This window comes from Ornithinibacillus gellani (assembly GCF_003730295.1).
Lineage (GTDB): Bacteria > Bacillota > Bacilli > Bacillales > Amphibacillaceae > Ornithinibacillus_A > Ornithinibacillus_A gellani.
Map to the genome: position 1 here is coordinate 24445 of NZ_QTSZ01000019.1, position 19302 is coordinate 43746.

The window sequence follows — 19302 nt, forward strand, 5'->3', positions numbered from 1 at the left end:
ATGCAATAGGTGGTATGCTGAAAAATCGAAATTCCCGTCTGGTTTAAGTTATTTCTAAGGGAGAAATAGAACAAAATTAATAATCTTCATCGAATTGTTCGTATATTCGAAAATAAAATTCACCTGGAAAAGCTGTCTAACATGCATGTTTTGGCTACTTTTCCATAAAAATTTTAAAAATCATGAAAACTAAGGGTGACAAAGCAACGGATATTAGCTATAATTGTGACTAATTATTAAAAATCGGAGTTGTTTTCTTAATCTTTCAGCAAGAGATCAACCCAACTAATAACAGGAGGCAGATTAGTATGAGCAACAATGAAATGGACCAACTAAGGGATTCTTTGGACAACGTCAATTTGCGTCTATTGGACCTAATTAATGAACGTGCTCGTCTTGTACAGCAAATTGGACAGGTGAAGCAAAAGCAGAGTATGATTCGCTTTGATCCAGTTCGGGAAAGGGATATGCTGAACAATATTGTGGCGCATAATGACGGTCCATTTGAAGATTCGACCATCGAGCATATTTTCAAGGAAATTTTCAAAGCTGGGCTTGAACTGCAAGAAGATGACCATAGTAAAGCTTTGCTTGTTTCCAGAAAGAAAAAGCCTGAAGATACCATTATTGATATCAAAGGTGAAAAAATTGGTGATGGTAAAACTCACTTTATTTTTGGACCATGTGCGGTGGAAGGATATGACCAGGTTGCTCAGGTTGCAGAAGCAGTGAAAAATAAAGGACTAAAACTGCTGCGTGGAGGTGCATTTAAACCACGTACCTCACCATATGACTTCCAAGGCTTAGGGGTAGAAGGCTTAAAAATATTAAAGCAGGTTGCAGATCAATATGATTTAGCTGTTATTAGTGAAATTGTGAATCCAGCTCATATTGAAGAAGCGATGGAATATCTTGATGTAATTCAAATTGGTGCTAGAAACATGCAAAACTTTGAATTATTAAAGGCTGTAGGGGATGTAGATAAGCCGGTACTATTAAAACGTGGATTATCAGCAACGATTGCAGAGTTCATCAATGCTGCAGAATATATTATGTCACGTGGTAACGGTAAAATTATGCTTTGTGAACGTGGCATTCGTACCTATGAAACGGCAACTAGAAATACATTAGATATATCTGCTGTACCGATTTTAAAACAGGAAACACATTTACCAGTATTTGTTGATGTTACGCATTCTACTGGTCGCAGAGATCTTCTATTGCCGACTGCAAAGGCAGCAATTGCAATCGGGGCAGATGGTGTCATGGCAGAAGTGCATCCTGATCCGGCAGTTGCTTTATCAGACTCTGCTCAACAGATGGATTTAGACATGTTTGATGAATTTTTGGCTGCATTAACGAAAGGCGCACCGATTTTTGCATAATCGCTTCACTTGATACAAAACAACGTGTTTTTGTAGATGGTGAACAGCATCTACAGGATGAATATGGGTAAAATGTAGATCGAGGGGCTGTTTTTTGATAAAATAGCCTTTCGATTTTTTTGTATTTTTTTACAACGTAGCGTATGATGAAGAGAAGAGAAAAACTATTCGGTAGGCAGGCGTACACCAGTCATACCATGACAACTGAAAATGAATCGGAGGTAAAAGCATATGAACATAACAATATATGATGTAGCGAGAGAAGCAAACGTTTCAATGGCAACCGTATCTCGCGTTGTCAATGGAAATCCCAATGTGAAACCGGCAACAAGAAAAAAGGTCCTGGCTACCATTGAACGACTTGGCTATCGTCCAAATGCAGTGGCGCGAGGATTGGCAAGTAAAAAAACGACAACAGTAGGAGCAATCATTCCAGATATTTCGAGCATTTTCTTTGCTGAATTAGCGCGTGGTATTGAAGATATTGCAACGATGTATAAATATAATATTATTTTAAGTAATTCAGATCAAAATAAGGATAAGGAACTACAATTAATTAACACCATGCTGGAAAAACAGGTAGACGGCATTATATACATGGGTGAGGATATTTCTGAGGAGCACGTACAGCAGTTTTCCACAGCCTCTGTTCCAATCGTGCTGGCAGCCACTTTTGACGAATCAGAGCAAATCCCAAGTGTAAACATAGATTATGAACAGGCTTCCTATGAGGCAGTAAATTACTTAATTGAAAACAATAAACAACAGCCAGGATTTTTATCCGGCCATACGAATACAGTCATTAACCAGCTTAAATATAATGGTTATGCACGTGCATTGAAAGAAGCTGGTATACCATTAGATGAAAGCTTTATCGTATATGGCGACTATACGTATGATGCAGGGTTAAAAGCAGCGGACGAGCTATTAAAGCTGGATAAGCGTCCGTCATCTATTTTTGCAGCATCTGATGAAATGGCCTTAGGTGTCATTCACGGTGCACAAGATTTGGGCTTAGAAGTACCAAATGATGTAGAGGTACTGGGTTTTGATAACACCAGGTTGGCCACCATGGTTCGCCCTACATTATCAACAATTGTTCAGCCTATGTATGATATCGGAGCTGTAGCAATGCGTTTATTAACCAAGTTAATGAATAAAGAAAATGTCGATGATCAAAAAGTGATTTTACCACATCGAATCGTAGAAAGGCATTCAACAAACGAAAGATAATGCCGATATATATAGTAGGAGCTTATAAAGCCGGCAGCAGTATGTTTATCCATTCTGCTGTACGGCTTTTAACTTATGTGTATGGGGAGAGATACAATGAGAAAAAGAGACTTTTTAACCCCGATTGGCATTACACTTGGCTTTATTATGATAAGTATTGCAATCGTATCTGCAGGGGGAGATAATGCAGCATCATTTATGGATGTCTCCTCTATTTTTATCGTTATTGGTGGGTTGATTGCTTCGTTATTAATAAACTTTAAAATGGAGCAAATCAAACAACTGAATAAGGTATTAAAGGAAGCATTTTTAAAAACAGATCAAAAACTGCCAGAATTGATTCAGCTTTTTGTTCATTTATCAGAGCGCGCCAGGAGAGAAGGTTTATTGGCTTTGGAAAATGAGATGGACGATGTTGAAGATCCGTACATAAAAAAAGGAATGCTGCTCGCCATTGATGGAATTGAACCAGAAGTGATCCACGATATTATGAGCGCAGAAATAACGGCAATGGAAGATCGCCATTATCGAGGACGTACCATTATTGAAAAATGTGGAGAATACGCTCCAGCATGGGGAATGATAGGAACCTTAGTTGGTTTAGTTCTCATGTTGAATACATTGGAGGATCCCGCTACACTTGGGCCCAGTATGGCAGTGGCGTTATTAACAACATTATATGGAACAGTGCTTGCTAATTTGGTGTTTATTCCGATGGCAAGTAAGCTGGAAAATAAAACAGAAGAAGAAGTTTTTATTAAACAAATTATTATCGAAGGTGTTATTGGCGTTCAATCAGGACAAAATCCTCGAATCCTAGAAGAAAAATTAAGTGCATTTTTATCGACTGAAGCTAGACAGAATGGACATACAGAGGATTCTGTTCTTGTGGAGGAAAGTGTCCATGAAGCGTAGAGAAATCAAACGTTCGAAGCAGTCTGGTGCACCAAAATGGATGGTAACTTATTCGGATATGGTTACTTTGATTCTTGTGTTCTTTATTTTACTATTTTCTATGTCCCAAATTGATCTGGTGAAATTTCAGGCCATTACGGATTCATTTCGTAATCGGATGATATTTGATTTTTATCCTTCTAGTGTGCCGATGGAAAATCCTTCCGAAAGTACCTATCATCCGGAAAATGGTCATCTGGCAAATGAATTTGAATTACCGCCATTGGATGAAGGGAAGAAGCATTTGGATGGTGACACAGACGATTCTTTGACCGGATTAATGCAAGATGTGGACGCTTACCTGGATGAACATGATTTGAATCAAGTTATATCAGCAAGCCGAACAGAGCGAGGGGTTGTTCTTGTTCTTGAAGAAAGTATTTTATTTGATTCAGGAGAGGCTGTTATCTTAGATTCAGGAAAACCATTTTTAAATAAAATTGGTGCATTATTAATGGAAATTCCAAACCATGTAAAGGTAGAAGGGCATACAGATAGTAAGCCAATGCAAAGCTATCGTTATCCTTCTAATTGGGAATTGTCAGGAGCACGAGCAGGAAGTGTCGTACGCTATTTGATCCAAGAATATCAATTTGACATGAAGCGATTTTCTATCGTTGGTTATGGAGAGACTAAGCCGGTAATGCCAAATACAAATTCTGAAAATATGAAGAAGAATCGTCGTGTAGAAATTGTTATATTAGATAGTAGATCAGCCAATGAAGCAGATCAGTAGGTCATTGTTTTTCTAACACAACGTAAAAACCACGAGTGCTACAGCCACTCGTGGTTTTTGTATTTGATTGTACCGCAGCATATCATGATCGTGTTATATATGTTTTATCTGCAAGTCTAATAGATTCCTTCACAAGTACATCCATTGGATCAATGCAATATTTCTGTATATGATCAGGTAAGGGAACACAGGAAAGCTCTGTACAGCCTAAAATAATACATGTGCAAGCTTCCTGCTCCAGTAATTCTGTAATAATATCGGTAAGTATATTGGCGTCAAAGCTTGGATCCGCTTTAATTTGATAAATGGTATCCATTACTTTTTGTTGCAGTGTTTCATTTGGATGAAAGGGTTCAAGCTCGTATTTCTGGCAGGCTTGATCATAAATTCCCGTATTAATCGTTCCATTGGTTGCAAGTATACCAACCTTACTATGTGCACCATATGCAGCATGGATTGCTTCTGCAGTCTTTTCTACCATGTGGATAATCGGAATGTTCGTCATACTTTGCATGGATTCATAGAAATAATGCGACGTGTTACAAGGTATAGCAATATGTGTGACACCAGCATACTCCAGTAGTTTAAAGTCATTTCTCACTGCTTGCAAAAAAGTATCTGCTTCATGATTTAAAATTGCATAGGTACGGTCAGGAAGTGTGGCATGGTTTAGTATGATTGTATCGATATGGTCCTGGTCCTGTTTAGCTTCCGTATGGTCAATGAGTTTTTGATAAAACATTGAGGTTGCTAATGGACCCATTCCACCGATAACTCCTAGTTTATAATCTGTCATTTGTGCACCTCCAGCAGCTAAGAACCATATTGGGTTCTCTTAATTCGTAGATGATAAAGCGAATTTCTTTTCGGCTGCTTTTTTTACGATTTCTTTTTCATTAAATGGTATGGCTACGTCGCCGATGACTTGAGCTGTTTCATGTCCTTTTCCTGCGATAACGATTGTATCATGCTCATCACTCATTTCGACTGCGTGTTGAATAGCTAATTCACGATCCATGACAATTTCAAAGGCGCCGTTATTGGCTAGAAGCGCTTGTTCTACTTCTTTCATGATGATTTGTGGGTCATGGTGCTTTGGATTGTCCAAGGTGGCAATGGAATAATCTGCATATTCAGCAGCCACACGGCCCATATCATTTCTCTTATCACGACCGTTTTCACTTAAATCTGCGTAAACACCAAATACGAGTATGAGCCTTCCTTTTGTGTAGGGACGGACAGCTGTTAATGTTTTTGCTAAAGCGTCCTCTGTATGGGCGAAATCAATAATAGCTTTAAAGTCATTTTTTTCATAGGCGACTTCCATTCTTCCACGAATTCCTGCTACTGCCTGAATCCCTCTTTGTATTTGTTCAAGTGAAATGCCATTGCTATATGCGCAAGCAATTGCAGCAAGACTATTGTATACATAAATGTCACCTGGAAGATGTACTGTTATCTCAGCTTGTCCAGTTGGTGTATTTACGGTATAGACTGTTTTATTAAATGAATAAGAAATGTTGGTTGGATATATATCAGCTTGTTCATAAATCCCATAGCTGACTCGTTTTGCTTTATATTCTGCTGCCATCTCATATAGTCGCTTACCATATGGGTCATCGATATTAATCACATTAAACTGGTCTGTCATTTGAAAAAGCTTCGCCTTCGCTGAGAAGTAGTTTTCCATTGTTTTATGCAATTCTAAATGATCTGGTGTTAAATTCGTAAATATTCCTGTGTGAAATTGAGTACCATCTGCACGTTTTAATTCAAGTGCATGTGATGACACTTCCATCATACAATGGGTAACACCATGCTCGAGCATTTGATTGAATAAGCGCTGCAAGTCAAGCGATTCCGGTGTCGTATTTTTGTTCTCTATTCGTTGATCTTGAATGAAAGTGCCCATTGTACCAATAACACCCATATCCACCTGGGCTTCCTCATAAATGGCCTTGATAAAATGTGAGGTGGATGTTTTTCCATTCGTACCAGTGATGCCGATGACGTGTAACGTATCTGTTGGATGGCCATAAAATGCTACAGCTACTTCTGCTAATGCTTGTCGCGTATCCTGCACTTTTAATATGGTAATGTTAGAATGAGACACCTTGACATCTTTTTCCACGATAATGGCTGTGGCACCCTGTTTAATGGCTTCTTCGATATAGCGGTGGCCATCTGTTGTCATGCCAATGATGGCAATGAATAAGCCGTTTTCCTTTAATTCCTTGGAGTTAAAAGCAACCGACTCAATCGGAATATTCAGGTCACCTTGAATGGTCTCAAACTTCATATGTTGCACAATCTCATGAAGTAGCATCACGTTCATCTCCTATGCTTATTTTCTAATGAGTCTTTTTAATATTTTTTTCATATAAATGCTCATAAAAGAGAATCCAGGCTTCGGATCCTTCCAATCCCATATCGCATATGCCTTCGGGCGGAAGAAAGTGGGAATTATTCTTGAAAGCTTCAATTGCTTTGTTTGAATATAGCCTTTAATGGCAAGTAAGTCTTCATAAGCATACCAAAATGCTGTGTTGGTATTTTTAGTGATGGCTTTTGGTGCCAGTGGTTTGCCAATCATCTCCATATACGTAATGTATGGAACATTCATGCCAATTTTATATAGCATGTGATTAAAATTCGTTATTCTCGCATTGATTTCAATTAAATAAAATTTACCAGTTTCTGCATCTTTTTTAAACTCAATTTCCGCAAAACCTTTCCATTTGATTCCTTCCAAAAACTTGGCGCCAATGTCATATAGTTCCGGGAAATGTCTTTGAACCGTGTAAACAGAAGCACCAAAATTAATCGGATATTGACGAAGCTTTTGACAGGTTGTCCAATGCGTAACTTTAGAATCCTGATTCAAATAGGCATCAAACGTATGCATATGATCATCAAATCCAGGGATAATTCTTTGGACGATTACCTCAAGTCCAGCCTCATGTGCCAAGTCTACTTTCTCCTGTAATTCTTCCATGGAATGTACCTTAAAAAGTTTTCTTCTAAACTTCGCCACAAATGAAGGGGAGTCGACTGGTTTTACGAGACACGGAAATTTAATTATTGTGTTTACTTTTTCCTCGAAATCTTCCTCATGTACCCGAACTGTTTCCGGAACATGCACACCGTGTTGTTCGGCTAGTGCATGAAGTTTTTCCTTATTCATTGCGGTCGTATATAAGCCTTGTTCCGTTTGCGGGATATAATAGTACTGTTTAATTTCATCCATCCGTGTATCTATCGCTTCCAGATAGGAATCATGACAAGGAATTAATACGGGCTTGTCATCCTGCATTTTAGCATATTCAATTAAGGCATCAATAAAGCCATCTGTATCCTTTTTATAATGTGGAACGAGTATACGTTCACGACAATATTTGGACGTTGCTCCATATCTTTCTTCTTCTGAGTAATCCATAGCCACTGTATGAATGCCATGAATTCCCAGGCATCGAATCGTGCTTAGCCCAATATAGTAATTATTTCCAAGAATTACTGCTTTGTTATCCATTTTATCTTCTCCTTGAAAAGCGTCCAGTATGTAAATATAAACCGTAAGCTACAATATTGAATCACCCTTTATTTTAACATAAATACAAGATTTTCGTCATTATGTGTTCGTTACAATCACGTTAAAAATAGCAGTATCGTATTTGATGTAAGATCTAGTAGCGACAAATGTTATCCAATACACCTGTTTTGAACGATGTTAAAATAAACAACAATATAAAAACAGAGACGCTATACACATCTCTGTTTATTCATTCGCTTCAACTATTTGACAAAAAGGTTTTCATGTCATTCATACTGGTGTTGGCGCTTTTTTACGATTTAAAGCTGTTTATGTTGATTTGTTATTTTCAATGCTTGTTGTAATGTCTGTCTGTTCTTCTCTTGGATTTCCTGCTTTCTGGCAATGTTGGGGACAATGGAGGGATTGTCCTGCCATTGATTAGGCAGAGGATGTGGTGATTGATTTTGCCATCGTTTTATCCATTCAGCTGGAATATCTCCTGCTAAAGGTTTTCCGTGCTTCATTACATTCCAAATCTGTGCCCATGCTCGTGGAACCACACGCCAAACATCATAACCACCACCACCAAGTGCAATCCATTTTCCATCACAATATTGATGGGCCATCTGATGTGCATATAAGGGAATAGCTTCATATATTTTCATCGTACCGCAAAGATGTGTTAATGGATCCCAAGTATGCGCATCTGCGCCATTCTGGGTTACGATAATATCTGGCTGAAAATATGCCATGATGTCACGAATAGCTGCATGATAAAGCTCCATAAAGGATTCATCCTCTGTAAAGGCATCAAGTGGGATATTGAAAGCAAAACCATGTCCCTCTTTAATTCCCCGTTCATTTATTTCACCAGTACCTGGGAATAAATAACGACCCGTTTCATGAAACGATATGGTGCATACATTTGGATCATCGTAAAATGCCCATTGCACGCCATCCCCATGATGAGCATCCGTATCAATATATAGCACCTTTAAATTATAATGCTTTCGAATGTATTTAATCGCAACAGCGCAATCATTATAGATACAAAACCCAGATGCTTTGCGCTTAAAGCCATGATGTAAACCACCGCCAAGATGCAGTGCATGGTTGGCATGTCCAGATAAAACAGATTCTACTGCGCGAAGTGTACCGCCAACAAGCCATGCTGCAGCCTCATGCATATTTGGAAAAATAGGTGTATCCTCTGTACCAAGACCAAATTCAAGTCCTTTTCCATCAGCCAACAATCCTTTGCTTGCCCGCTTTACCGCATCTATATAGGCAACATCATGAAAAAGAGCAAGTTCATCCTCTGTAGCCATTCGTGGGGAGATTATCTCTTCGTCCGATAAGCTACCTGTTGTTTGTAGTAAGTCTTTCGCTAATTTCACTCTTATTTGATTGAAAGGATGATCTTGGTGGAATTGATACTTTAATACTTCTTCAGCATAAACGAAGCTGGAGGAACAATTCATAACTTCGGCTCCAATATGTTATGCGGCCACATTAATTCATATCCTGCATTTCTTAAATCATCAATAATGGGTCCTGGATTGATGGTCTGAACTCTAAATACAAGTATTTTATAGGTTGGATCATTGCGATACGGATAAACAAGCAACGAAACAATATTTACTTTTCTTATACCGAAAATCGTAGCTACTTCCGGTAGAATACCTGGTTGATCAGGTACTTTTACTTCAATATGGGAGCTTTGGACATGCGTCCCTGTTAAATGTATTAAAGTGTATAGCATGTCTTTTTCTGTGATGATACCAACCAATTTATTATTTTGAATGACTGGAAGAGCTGCAAATTCTTCGTCATAAAATATTTTGGCGATTTCTTCAACAAAATCCAGTGGATGAACTGTAATAACTGGTGAACTCATAATATGTTGAATTTCTCGATGGAGCTCCATATTATCCGCATTTTTTTCAAAGATAGAAGGGCTGGCATCTCGGACATCTCGATCTGAGACGATTCCAATTACCTGGTGCTCTTCATCAACAATGGGTATATGGCGGATGCGATGCTCCTGAAGAAGCTGAAGTGCTTCAGCAATAGTAGCGGTAGGAGGCAAAGTAATGACATCCGTTTTCATAATTTCTTCTACTAGCATTATAAATCCCCCCTCGTTTTTTGAAAGCGATACTTTTTTAAAAAGCGAAGTTGATCAAACTGCTTTACGGTTTCTTCTTTTACATTCGATCCTATTCGCACCATCAGGCAATTAGCTGGATGTGAAATTATTTCTGGATCATCTGTCGGAGCTGGTTTTAATCCACCTGCAGCCATCATTTTTTCCATTACTTTTCGGTATTCCCATACACTTAATTTTGTTCGTTTCAAATCCCAATGCCAATAATACTCGGTCGATATAACGATATAATTCTCCATAAATGGATCCCGCATCGAGATTTCCAGCAAACCAGAAGCTATACCGTATCCGCGATAGGCGGGGGCAACTTCAATCGCTCCGAGTACAATTAATTCTTCTATGTTTTGTTCTGCCCATCTTTCCATCGGATCAGGATATAAATAGGTGACATAGCCAATAATCGTTTGATTATGGTGGGCAATAATGATGCGCCCCTCTGGAAAATCAGCAATTTTAATTAATGCCTCATGCTGCTGGGTAGGTGGACGAAATGCGGTTAAGTGTTCATGGAATTGATAGGCTTGCAGTTCAGAAGAGGAAATCGGTCCTTCAATCATAATTCCTCCTTGATCGGTATTGCGGATTGTGGCGTGATGGGTTTTACTATGATTCACAAAATCCCCCCTTACATTCCATATTAGTAGACGTGTGATAGTAAATCCATTATACCTTAAAACTGTTTAAACTTTTAGCCAATTTCGAGAATATATGGGAAAGAAAAAAGAAGAGGGGAGAAAGGTGCGCTGAATTAAGAAAGCATGGATACAAAGTTGGCGGAATATTAAATGACGTCAACTTTTGTATGTTTATCTTTGCCTTTCGTTTGATGGATTGCTCGATTAAAATCAAACGCACCAATAAAATTATACACAATGGTAATTTCCTGTGTCTTGGTTTGATGATCTTTCGATGACACTAAAATTTTGTCGATAAATTCTCTTAAAATTGCTGTATCCAACTTCTCCAGTTTCGTATACTTTCTAGCAATTTTCACAAATTTACGGACATTTGTTTTCTTTTTCTCGTGTTCTTTTAACTCTTTTTGTAATGTATGACATGACGCTTTTAATGTTTCTTGTTCTTTCTCGTATTCACCGGATAAGTGAATAAATCTCTGATCACTGAGTTTTCCAGAAATGTGATCCTCGTATAAGCGTTTGAAAATAACATCTAATTCAACGATACGTTTTTCCATTTGTAAGAGTGTATCCTCCATTTTGGACAACTCTTTTTCTTTCTCCGACATACGAATGTCAGATACTTCTTGAATAAAGTCATTTTCATACGCAGACACATAGTGAAGGGCTTCTCTTAGGTTGTTTAATACAAGTTCCTCTAACACAACGGTACGGATACTATGCGTTTTCCCACATAAAGAGCGATCTTTTCGATACGTAGAACAGATCGAATATTCCTGTTCTTTCTTAAAACCACTTGCTCTACAAAGATACATTTTCCCACCACAGTCTGCACAAAATAATAATCCAGAGAACAACCCCATGTCACCATAACGATTCGGTCGACGTCGTGAACGGCGAATATTTTGGACGATCAAAAAAACGGATTCCTCTATAATGGCTGGATGGGTATTCTCGAATATTTTCCATTCGCTTGGATCAGTGTATATAAAGCGCTTCGTTTTATAAGAAGTTTTTCTCGTTTTAAAGTTAACCGTATGTCCTAGATATTCTACTCTCTCCAACATAGTAGATACTGTCTCTGTGCTCCATTGATATGGATTGGCAGGTGGAGTAGCAGGATACTTGATCCCTTTAGAACGAAAATAGGCGGAGGGACAAAGTATGTTCCGTTCTCTTAGCCATCTAGCAATTTGAGTAGGGCCAAGTCCGTCCATACAAAGAGAAAACATTTTTTGGACAACAGCTGCTGCATCTTCATCTACAATCCAATTCTTTTTATTGGTTGGATCTTTCAGATAACCATATGGTGCATTCGTGCTTAGTTTCTCACCTGAACGCCCTTTCGATTGCCATGTCGCACGAATTTTCTTGCTCGTATCTCTAGCATGCATTTCATTAAAGATATTGCGAATGGCAGTAAATTCATTGTCCCCTTTCGTACTGTCTACTCCATCGTTAATCGCAATAAAGTGAACATCAAAGTTAGGAAAAAGAATGTCGGTAAACATGCCTACTTGTAAATAATCACGTCCAAAGCGGGACATATCTTTGACAATGACACGATTTATTTTTCCTGCCTTTATATGTGCTAACATTTCTTGAAAGGCTGGACGATCAAAGGTTGTGCCACTGTATCCATCATCTACATAATGATACGTAAGCGTGTAATTTTGTTCCCGACAGTAATGATCTAAGATTTTCTTTTGATTGGAAATACTATTGCTTTCACCGTTCAGTGTATCCTCTTGAGAAAGACGAACATAAAGAGCTGTGATTCCTTCTTTATCTGTGTTCTTAGATGTATGTTTAACTTGAAACTCCATCACATTTTTTTGAACAGCGTGAAACACGTCATCACCGAGAGACTTAGAAGTATTTATCTTCTGAAAAGATAGCGCAGCATCTTTTGGTTGCGTTTGATTGTCAAGGTACAGGGAATCATACGTTTCTTTTTTATCACTTGCTCGTTTACTCATATCTGCCTCCTATTCCGGCAGTCAAACAAGCGGAATTGTACCTATCTATTATACCATAGACATGGCTTGTAGACTGCCTTCTCATAAGAAACGTTATCGTTTTATCCGTTCTTTCTTTAGGTCATTCAAAATCAAGCGACGAATCTTGCATACAGCATCTTCGGTTGCGTGTTTCTTTACGGTTGCTTTAACGATATACGTACTATCACCGATGAGATACTTTCGAACAATAAGAAGTTGTGTCTTTTGTTTTTTGGTATTCATGACCATCCATCCTTCCTTCAAACAGTTGTATTTCGAAATCAGACGGCTGTTGGTACAGCTCCACGGGAATTTCACCCCTGCAAGTATCTTCCAGCCCTACTCATCGTTTGCGACGCTCCAAACGCTCGAACGATGACGGTAGAGGAGTATCATTATCCAACTGATGGGTCATCGCCAGTAATCCACCACGATTACGTTAGATTTCTTATGTCTCGCTCGTTTCCATAGAAAGTCATGGCGCAAGAATCAAATGGCTGATCATCAGGAGAACGTATCTGATTTTCGTTTATCCTGCACGACGTTATATTTCGTGCTTTCTTTGTCAAGGTACAATAGTGCATCACTTTTCCAAACGTTTCGCTTTCAGAACAAGAACATTTACAAAGCGTATATAGCCGAGAAGCATGGACAGGAGAATGCGTTAGTTTAAAAATAAAGTATGTCCTTTCATAACCTTCAACAAATATTTTCAGAACATACCAAGATTTTTACGATATTTTTTGTGCTTTTTTAATAAGTGATGAAAAAACAAATCCTGCCCTCTTATAGTAGCCCCAATTGAAAAAGGATATTTGTTGCATATTTCGAAGAATTTTATAAAAATCCTCACTGAAATGCTTGTCGAATTTATATCATGTTGACAATTGAAAATCTTGGCTATTTTCTCTCTTTGTATGAAGTCCCGATTAGAAAAGGCAATTTGTTGTATTTGTATTTTTGTAAAAATAAACGGAGATATCATTAAGAATGTTTGATTAAATTGATGAATGAGAGGAGAATAGCAAAGTGAAAATTGGTAGTGAAGATAAAATTCATTAAAAATTATCTTAATTGTGTTCGAAGAAATCACAGAATTTATGGAAGCATTTTTACGTTTTATCCGACTGCCACGGATAAAGAACTTGCTTATTATGTGAAAAATAATGTCTTACCACCAATTGATGAAGATTATATATTTTCAGAGCTAGTTAATCCTATATTCCAACAGTCTGGAAATCAGGTGCATGTTTGGATATCGGTGAAATATTTAGATGGAACGACAAAGGCAATGCAGCTTTCACAATATCTGCTGGCTTTAGAGAAAGATACGAATTGGACGATTGTGGAATAAATTAATTAGTCTCATCGTCATTATTTGTGAACGACACAGAGTTCCGACAATAAGTTAGTTACGTGCTAGTGCAGACTGTCTCAAACGGTAAGTCCTAGGCTTAATACCGTTTGAGAAGTAGGGTGACCATTTCTGATAACAGTGCGTTAGTTAAAAGGGGATATTCGAAGTTTTAAATAATGAATAAAATTGGAAAATATTTTTCGAGAATATGTTCATTTTTATTTAGAGGTATCTGCGCACTTCAATAAATTTAGATTGAAGAAGAATAAAATAAATATATCGTATCGAACGAATTTTATTTTACGTATGGGGATCAATACGAAAACGGAATGCAACACTCTAGATACTATGTTCATGCTACTCAAAAGAGAAGATAAAAACAGGCTAACGGTTTTTATCTTCCTTATTTTAGATTGAAAACAAATAATATTAATGAATATCTATCTTTTTAAAATAGACGATTGTTGCGATAAATCCGATAATAGAAGTGAAAATGATCGCAATATAAGAATACTGTAGAGGATATGTTGATAGCAACGTATTATTTGCTATATCTCCGGCAGCTGCCCAAGGAAATAAATCTCTATGTTCTGAATTTGCTGTCATGATATTTATCAATGTAATCACAATTGTAAATATAATCGTTGGTACATAGTTTTTCATGACAAGTGTGATAAAGATAATTGGCATTGAAAGAACAAAAAGAAGGAGTCCGCCTGTGAAAAACTGCTTGAAAGATTCTCCGATTAATGAGAAACTTAAACCCTCAAACTGCCCTAGTGTTCCCAATAGTAAAGTAAGTCCCCAAGAAACTAAAGTTAACATCGTAATCCATATGAATAAGAGAAGGATTTTACTTATAATAAAGCTTATTCGCGGCACTGGGAGCGTAAGAAGATTTTTCAATGTATCTTCCGTATATTCACGATTAAAGAGAAAAGCTGTAACAACTCCATATAAAGGGACTCCGATGACTAAAACTGTATATAAATTAGTTTGGTAAAATAGTTCTTCAAATAAAATCACTTCAGTAGGTTGTTTCGTTTTCATATGTACATAGGTAGCGACAACGACGATAAAGGGGGCTACGGCAGCTCCAAGAATACTAATGATCATCATTTTAGCACGTTTTAGTTTTAAAAATTCTGTGAATAATAAATTAGCCAATCGTGTCGCCCCCAACTAATCTTGTAAAGTAGTCTTCGAGTTTATCTTCACTCATTGCAATCTTTACTACGTCAATATCATTTTGAACGAACAATTTATTGATTTCCGCTTGTTGTCCAAAGTGAGAGTATATACGAATATTTCCTTCATCATGCACCTCATAATCAAAAATATTGCATCGTTGCTCTAGAAGCATCGTTGCTTTATTGTCATTAGAAACTTGGAACTCAATGTATTTACGATTCTTTTTTCGAAGATAATCGAATGTCACTTCTTCCAATAGCTTTCCTTTATGAATGATCCCGATACGGTCAACTAGTTGTTCTATTTCCGACAAAATATGGCTGGATATTAATATCGTTATATTTCTCTCTTCGGCTAGTGATTTAATCAGCCTCCGCATCTCCTTAATGCTAATCGGATCCAAACCGTTTGTAGGCTCATCGAGAATTAGAAGCTCTGGATGATGAAGAAGAGCTCTCGCAATTCCTAATCTCTGTTTCATCCCTAAAGAATATTGCCCTACTAGCTTTTTAGTTTCATTTTGCAATCCAACAATCTGTAGTGCTTCCTCAATCGCATTTTTCTTGTGAACACCAATAATTTTTGCATTAATAAGTAAATTTTCTTTCCCTGTAAGGTTTTCATAAAATCCAGGCACTTCAACAATCGAACCGATTCTTCTTAAAATTTCCTTTTGATTTTTATAGAAGTTTTCGCCAAATATCTCAATTTGTCCGTTAGTAGGTTTTATTAATCCTAATAACATTCTAATAGTGGTTGTTTTACCAGCACCGTTTCGGCCTAAAAAACCATAGATTTCTCCTTGATTTACTGTCATATTGAGGCCATCTACTGATTTTTGTTTTCCATAAATTTTCGTTAAGTTTGACGTTTTGATAACTGTCAAATGTCACACTCCCTTTTCCCTCCAACCGTTTATCTTTATTGTATCGATCAAGATTTAATTACCTATTAACTATTCCTTAACTGTTTCTTAAAATCCGATTTAGGAAAAGAAAGACTAAATGTAGTTTTTATCCATGGAATACTTTCCACCCATATTTCTCCCTTATTTTTTTCTACTAAAGTTTTAGCAATAGCTAATCCTATTCCACTTCCCCCATTTAATTGATTTCTTGATTGGTCACCTCGATACATTCTTTCAAATACATTTCCAATATCAGCTTTCGGAATACCTGGTCCTTTATCCCATATGTCTAGTTGATAAGAGTGAGGAGTTTCTATCATATCAACTCCTATCACTTTCCCTTTTTTTCCATGTTGAATCACATTCTTTATCATGTTATTTATGATTCTCGTGATGCTCAGTTTGTCGGCAAGGATATAACATTTTGTTTCTGGAATTGTAACCTCTAGATTCATTCCCTCTTTTTGAATTACGGGTAAAAATTCAATCAGTGATTCTCTAACAGCTTCCGAAAAATCAAGATACTCTTCCTTTATCGGAATTTCATCTGCATCAAGCTTAGCTAAATTGAAAAATTCTTCAATCAAATCTTTTAAGCCATTTGCTTTCTTTGTAATAATCTCATAATATTCTTGTTCCTCCTGTTTTGAAACTGCTATATCATCTTTTAATACATCTATATAGCCGATAATGGAAGTAAGGGGTGTTCGAATATCATGTGAAATGCTAGATAGAAGTCTTTTTCTTGAATTTTGACTTTTAATTGATTGGATTTGAACTTTTTCAAGTTGTTGAATTAATTCGTTAATCGCAAAAATGAACTGATTAAATAGGTGATCGCCGTTGGCAAATAGCCTTACATTCAAGTTTCCGCTATTTGCTCGCTTTAACAGCTTAATTGTATGCTTTAAATTTTTCCGATCATTGAGTTTTTTTGCAAAAAGAATGACTATTATTAAAAAAAGTGCAATGAACAATGCCCATTCTAAAAAGGTTAAAGGATGAGCATTGATATTTATCAACAATAGTATACTAATGACGATAAATTGAAGAAATAGTAAAATGATTATTTTATCTTTACTCATCTTTCTCACCAGTAAACTTGTAGCCTATTCCCCAAACAGTCTGTATATATTTTGGGTTAGAAGGATCATCTTCAATTTTCTTTCTAAGTTTCCTTATATGAACCATGACTGTGTTGTCATCTTCAATATAATGATCTTCCCACACATGACGAAATAATTGCGTCTTCGTAAACACCTGTTCGGGATGGGAAACAAAGAACTTTAATAATTTAAGCTCTTTTGCTGTTAGCGAAATTTCTTTTTCGTCTTTTGTAACCGTGTATGTTTTTAAGTTTATCGTTAAACCTTTAAATTTAATGATGGATTTATCTTCATGATTTTGTTCGCTCCCAAGTATTAAATACCGTCTCATATGAGCTTTAATTCTAGCGATGAATTCATTCATACTAAACGGCTTAGTAATATAATCATCGGCCCCAATCGTCAGTCCTAAAATTTTGTCAACCTCTGTATCTTTAGCTGTTAGCATCAATATCGGAACATTCGTTTGATCTCGAAGTTTTCTACATACTTCTACACCATCTATTTTAGGCATCATAATATCTAAAATAATCAGGTTATATTTATTTTGAGCAAATAATTTTAGCGCTTCCTCTCCGTTAACTGCTACATCTACTTTATATAACTCTCTTTCAAGATACTTTTTTAATAAATTTCTTATTTCTTTTTCATCATCTGCTACAAGTACTCGAACGTCCTCCATTTTTTCACCTGCTTTTTTTAAATTTAAACTAGCTCAATTGAAAATAATAAAAATTTTGATATAAATCCTTCGATAAAAGCAGCTATAAAAATACAAGGAGTTATGACTAATATGAATGCAATAAAAGCTTCTTTTAAATGTCTACGGAATGAAGGAGTTATTTTTTTAATCTTTCGAAATAAATTTGTTAGTCTTCCAATAATAACTTTATTAATCGAACTTCCATAACAAGCAGCTAGAATAAATGTAGTAAGTTCCAAAATAGCATGCGGAAGAAAACCTAATCCGAATGTATAGAGAACATTTAAATTAACCTGTTGAACAAGATATAATGTGACACCAATCATAGCACTTGTTGAAATAAGTGGTAGTGTGTATACATATCGAATGGGAATAAAAGAAAGAATCAAAATTTGTAAGCAAACTAACCAATTATTCTTAAACAGAAAAATAGTAGATCCCCAATACCCCTCTCTACTGACATCATCTTTAAAATTTTCATCTAAACCTAAAATAAGCTCTTTAATATTTGGATTTATTAACACTGTGATAAGATAAGCAATGATAAAGATGATGAAATAAAATAACCAATATTTCCAAAAAGATTTCTTTAAATGAAACCATGCATTTTTCCAAGCCTTTATGATAGTTTTTTTTATATTATCGACATTTGCCTTATTCATTATCTATTTCTATTCCTTCCATTAGCAAAGCCTTATTTCTATGTTTTTTTAAGTTGATTGAATATAAAAACTGACCAAGTCTATAACATTAAATATCTTGTAATTCTATTTTTTCCAATTCCTTTTTTCTTTTCTTTTTCAGATAATCTCTACCATTAATCCAGAGACTTAATAAAAAAGCCAATCCTCCAACACCAGCTAATATAAGGGACAGTGTATCTTCTTCACCAAACTTCTTAAAAAACCACCCAACTATAAAGACTATATACAGAACAGGTAAGATAGCTCCCCAATAAACATATTTCCTTCTTGATAAATAAAATTGAACTCCGATAACCAAAATCGCAATACCCCATCCAATCACAGGCATTAAGTATCAACCCTTTCAGATTTATATTTTTCAATAATTAATTTCGCAACTTCTAAGCTGATACGTTCATCAATAACCAAATTTTTAATCATACTGACAAACTCAACATCTTCTTTTTTACTATTAAGCTCAATTTTCTTTATAAGCTTATCCAGTTTTGTTCTTACTGTTGGATAAGACACTCCGTATATTTTGGAAATTTCCTTTAACGATCCGGAATTTAAAATAAATTTCCTAATAAATTCAAGCGATTCTTTATCTAAAGCCAGAATCCATTCTGGTACATCATCACGGTTCAACTTCCCTCCCCCTTCCATCAACAATATTAAAGTATTTATTAATTTTATTCAAGTATTTTTTT

Annotated in this window: 20 protein-coding genes; 5 read left to right on the forward strand and 15 right to left on the reverse strand. The window is 36.3% G+C overall.

Translation table 11 applies throughout. The annotated features are described in order from the left end of the window. Positions 1 to 308: 308 nt before the first annotated feature. From DX933_RS06415 to motS, 4 genes are all read left to right on the forward strand, one after another. Positions 309 to 1385, forward strand: a complete 1077-nt coding sequence (locus DX933_RS06415) for a bifunctional 3-deoxy-7-phosphoheptulonate synthase/chorismate mutase (protein WP_123315666.1) — start codon at positions 309 to 311, stop codon at positions 1383 to 1385. Positions 1386 to 1616: 231 nt separating this feature from the next. Continuing rightward, positions 1617 to 2618: a catabolite control protein A gene (gene ccpA, locus DX933_RS06420; RefSeq protein ID WP_123315667.1), complete on the forward strand. Its 1002-nt coding sequence runs from the start codon at positions 1617 to 1619 to the stop codon at positions 2616 to 2618. 96 nt (positions 2619 to 2714) lie between these two features. After that, complete coding sequence (gene motP, locus DX933_RS06425) at positions 2715 to 3533, forward strand: flagellar motor protein MotP (RefSeq protein WP_123315668.1); 819 nt, start codon at positions 2715 to 2717, stop codon at positions 3531 to 3533. Beyond that, complete coding sequence (gene motS, locus DX933_RS06430) at positions 3523 to 4308, forward strand: flagellar motor protein MotS (protein ID WP_123315669.1); 786 nt, start codon at positions 3523 to 3525, stop codon at positions 4306 to 4308. Before motP ends, motS begins: the two co-directional genes overlap by 11 nt. Before the next feature lie 82 nt (positions 4309 to 4390). Here the strand turns inward: motS and DX933_RS06435 are convergent, their stop codons facing one another. The 8 genes from DX933_RS06435 to DX933_RS06470 form a co-directional block, all read right to left on the reverse strand. Next, the gene (locus tag DX933_RS06435) at positions 4391 to 5104 is read right to left on the reverse strand and encodes a cysteate racemase (RefSeq protein WP_123315670.1); all 714 of its coding nucleotides are present in this window, start codon (positions 5102 to 5104) and stop codon (positions 4391 to 4393) included. 39 nt (positions 5105 to 5143) lie between these two features. Next, entirely contained in the window at positions 5144 to 6634 is a 1491-nt protein-coding gene (locus DX933_RS06440; protein ID WP_190279434.1) for a UDP-N-acetylmuramoyl-L-alanyl-D-glutamate--2,6-diaminopimelate ligase, read from the reverse strand. Positions 6635 to 6652: 18 nt separating this feature from the next. Beyond that, complete coding sequence (locus DX933_RS06445) at positions 6653 to 7837, reverse strand: carboxylate--amine ligase (RefSeq protein WP_123315672.1); 1185 nt, start codon at positions 7835 to 7837, stop codon at positions 6653 to 6655. A 320-nt stretch (positions 7838 to 8157) separates the two neighbouring features. Continuing rightward, complete coding sequence (locus DX933_RS06450) at positions 8158 to 9321, reverse strand: acetoin utilization protein AcuC (protein ID WP_123315673.1); 1164 nt, start codon at positions 9319 to 9321, stop codon at positions 8158 to 8160. Then, complete coding sequence (locus tag DX933_RS06455) at positions 9318 to 9968, reverse strand: acetoin utilization AcuB family protein (RefSeq protein WP_123315674.1); 651 nt, start codon at positions 9966 to 9968, stop codon at positions 9318 to 9320. Before DX933_RS06455 ends, DX933_RS06450 begins: the two co-directional genes overlap by 4 nt. Beyond that, on the reverse strand, positions 9968 to 10621 hold the full coding sequence (locus tag DX933_RS06460) for a GNAT family N-acetyltransferase (protein WP_123315675.1): 654 nt from the start codon (positions 10619 to 10621) through the stop codon (positions 9968 to 9970). The genes DX933_RS06455 and DX933_RS06460 overlap by 1 nt, the downstream gene beginning before the upstream one ends. 167 nt (positions 10622 to 10788) lie before the next feature. Beyond that, the gene (locus DX933_RS06465) at positions 10789 to 12624 is read right to left on the reverse strand and encodes a recombinase family protein (protein ID WP_223805893.1); all 1836 of its coding nucleotides are present in this window, start codon (positions 12622 to 12624) and stop codon (positions 10789 to 10791) included. 93 nt (positions 12625 to 12717) lie between these two features. After that, complete coding sequence (locus DX933_RS06470; RefSeq protein WP_218122155.1) at positions 12718 to 12888, reverse strand: hypothetical protein; 171 nt, start codon at positions 12886 to 12888, stop codon at positions 12718 to 12720. Positions 12889 to 13687: 799 nt separating this feature from the next. On the opposite strand from DX933_RS06470, the gene DX933_RS06475 reads away from it, so the two are divergent. Next, on the forward strand, positions 13688 to 13999 hold the full coding sequence (locus DX933_RS06475; protein WP_397316010.1) for a conjugal transfer protein: 312 nt from the start codon (positions 13688 to 13690) through the stop codon (positions 13997 to 13999). A gap of 432 nt (positions 14000 to 14431) precedes the next feature. Here the strand turns inward: DX933_RS06475 and DX933_RS06480 are convergent, their stop codons facing one another. The 7 genes from DX933_RS06480 to DX933_RS06510 form a co-directional block, all read right to left on the reverse strand. After that, the gene (locus DX933_RS06480; RefSeq protein WP_092598711.1) at positions 14432 to 15169 is read right to left on the reverse strand and encodes an ABC transporter permease; all 738 of its coding nucleotides are present in this window, start codon (positions 15167 to 15169) and stop codon (positions 14432 to 14434) included. Further along, positions 15162 to 16079, reverse strand: coding sequence for an ABC transporter ATP-binding protein (locus DX933_RS06485; protein ID WP_092598709.1), 918 nt, complete (start codon positions 16077 to 16079; stop codon positions 15162 to 15164). Before DX933_RS06485 ends, DX933_RS06480 begins: the two co-directional genes overlap by 8 nt. 65 nt (positions 16080 to 16144) lie before the next feature. Next, the gene (locus DX933_RS06490) at positions 16145 to 17185 is read right to left on the reverse strand and encodes a sensor histidine kinase (protein WP_092598706.1); all 1041 of its coding nucleotides are present in this window, start codon (positions 17183 to 17185) and stop codon (positions 16145 to 16147) included. Beyond that, positions 17178 to 17888, reverse strand: a complete 711-nt coding sequence (locus tag DX933_RS06495) for a response regulator transcription factor (protein ID WP_092598703.1) — start codon at positions 17886 to 17888, stop codon at positions 17178 to 17180. Before DX933_RS06495 ends, DX933_RS06490 begins: the two co-directional genes overlap by 8 nt. A 23-nt stretch (positions 17889 to 17911) precedes the next feature. Then, on the reverse strand, positions 17912 to 18571 hold the full coding sequence (locus DX933_RS06500; protein WP_092598700.1) for a stage II sporulation protein M: 660 nt from the start codon (positions 18569 to 18571) through the stop codon (positions 17912 to 17914). 88 nt (positions 18572 to 18659) lie between these two features. Then, on the reverse strand, positions 18660 to 18941 hold the full coding sequence (locus DX933_RS06505) for a hypothetical protein (RefSeq protein ID WP_092598697.1): 282 nt from the start codon (positions 18939 to 18941) through the stop codon (positions 18660 to 18662). Continuing rightward, on the reverse strand, positions 18941 to 19240 hold the full coding sequence (locus DX933_RS06510; protein WP_092598694.1) for a DUF2089 family protein: 300 nt from the start codon (positions 19238 to 19240) through the stop codon (positions 18941 to 18943). The genes DX933_RS06505 and DX933_RS06510 overlap by 1 nt, the downstream gene beginning before the upstream one ends. Positions 19241 to 19302: the final 62 nt, after the last annotated feature.

Coding starts and splice junctions, on each gene's coding strand:
- DX933_RS06415 (WP_123315666.1), top strand. CDS start 309: ATGAGCAACAATGAAATGGACCAACTAAGGGATTCTTTGGACAACGTC.
- ccpA (WP_123315667.1), top strand. CDS start 1,617: ATGAACATAACAATATATGATGTAGCGAGAGAAGCAAACGTTTCAATG.
- motP (WP_123315668.1), top strand. CDS start 2,715: ATGAGAAAAAGAGACTTTTTAACCCCGATTGGCATTACACTTGGCTTT.
- motS (WP_123315669.1), top strand. CDS start 3,523: ATGAAGCGTAGAGAAATCAAACGTTCGAAGCAGTCTGGTGCACCAAAA.
- DX933_RS06435 (WP_123315670.1), bottom strand. CDS start 5,104: ATGACAGATTATAAACTAGGAGTTATCGGTGGAATGGGTCCATTAGCA.
- DX933_RS06440 (WP_190279434.1), bottom strand. CDS start 6,634: ATGCTACTTCATGAGATTGTGCAACATATGAAGTTTGAGACCATTCAA.
- DX933_RS06445 (WP_123315672.1), bottom strand. CDS start 7,837: ATGGATAACAAAGCAGTAATTCTTGGAAATAATTACTATATTGGGCTA.
- DX933_RS06450 (WP_123315673.1), bottom strand. CDS start 9,321: ATGAATTGTTCCTCCAGCTTCGTTTATGCTGAAGAAGTATTAAAGTAT.
- DX933_RS06455 (WP_123315674.1), bottom strand. CDS start 9,968: ATGCTAGTAGAAGAAATTATGAAAACGGATGTCATTACTTTGCCTCCT.
- DX933_RS06465 (WP_223805893.1), bottom strand. CDS start 12,624: ATGAGTAAACGAGCAAGTGATAAAAAAGAAACGTATGATTCCCTGTAC.
- DX933_RS06470 (WP_218122155.1), bottom strand. CDS start 12,888: ATGAATACCAAAAAACAAAAGACACAACTTCTTATTGTTCGAAAGTAT.
- DX933_RS06490 (WP_092598706.1), bottom strand. CDS start 17,185: ATGAGTAAAGATAAAATAATCATTTTACTATTTCTTCAATTTATCGTC.
- DX933_RS06495 (WP_092598703.1), bottom strand. CDS start 17,888: ATGGAGGACGTTCGAGTACTTGTAGCAGATGATGAAAAAGAAATAAGA.
- DX933_RS06500 (WP_092598700.1), bottom strand. CDS start 18,571: ATGAATAAGGCAAATGTCGATAATATAAAAAAAACTATCATAAAGGCT.
- DX933_RS06505 (WP_092598697.1), bottom strand. CDS start 18,941: ATGCCTGTGATTGGATGGGGTATTGCGATTTTGGTTATCGGAGTTCAA.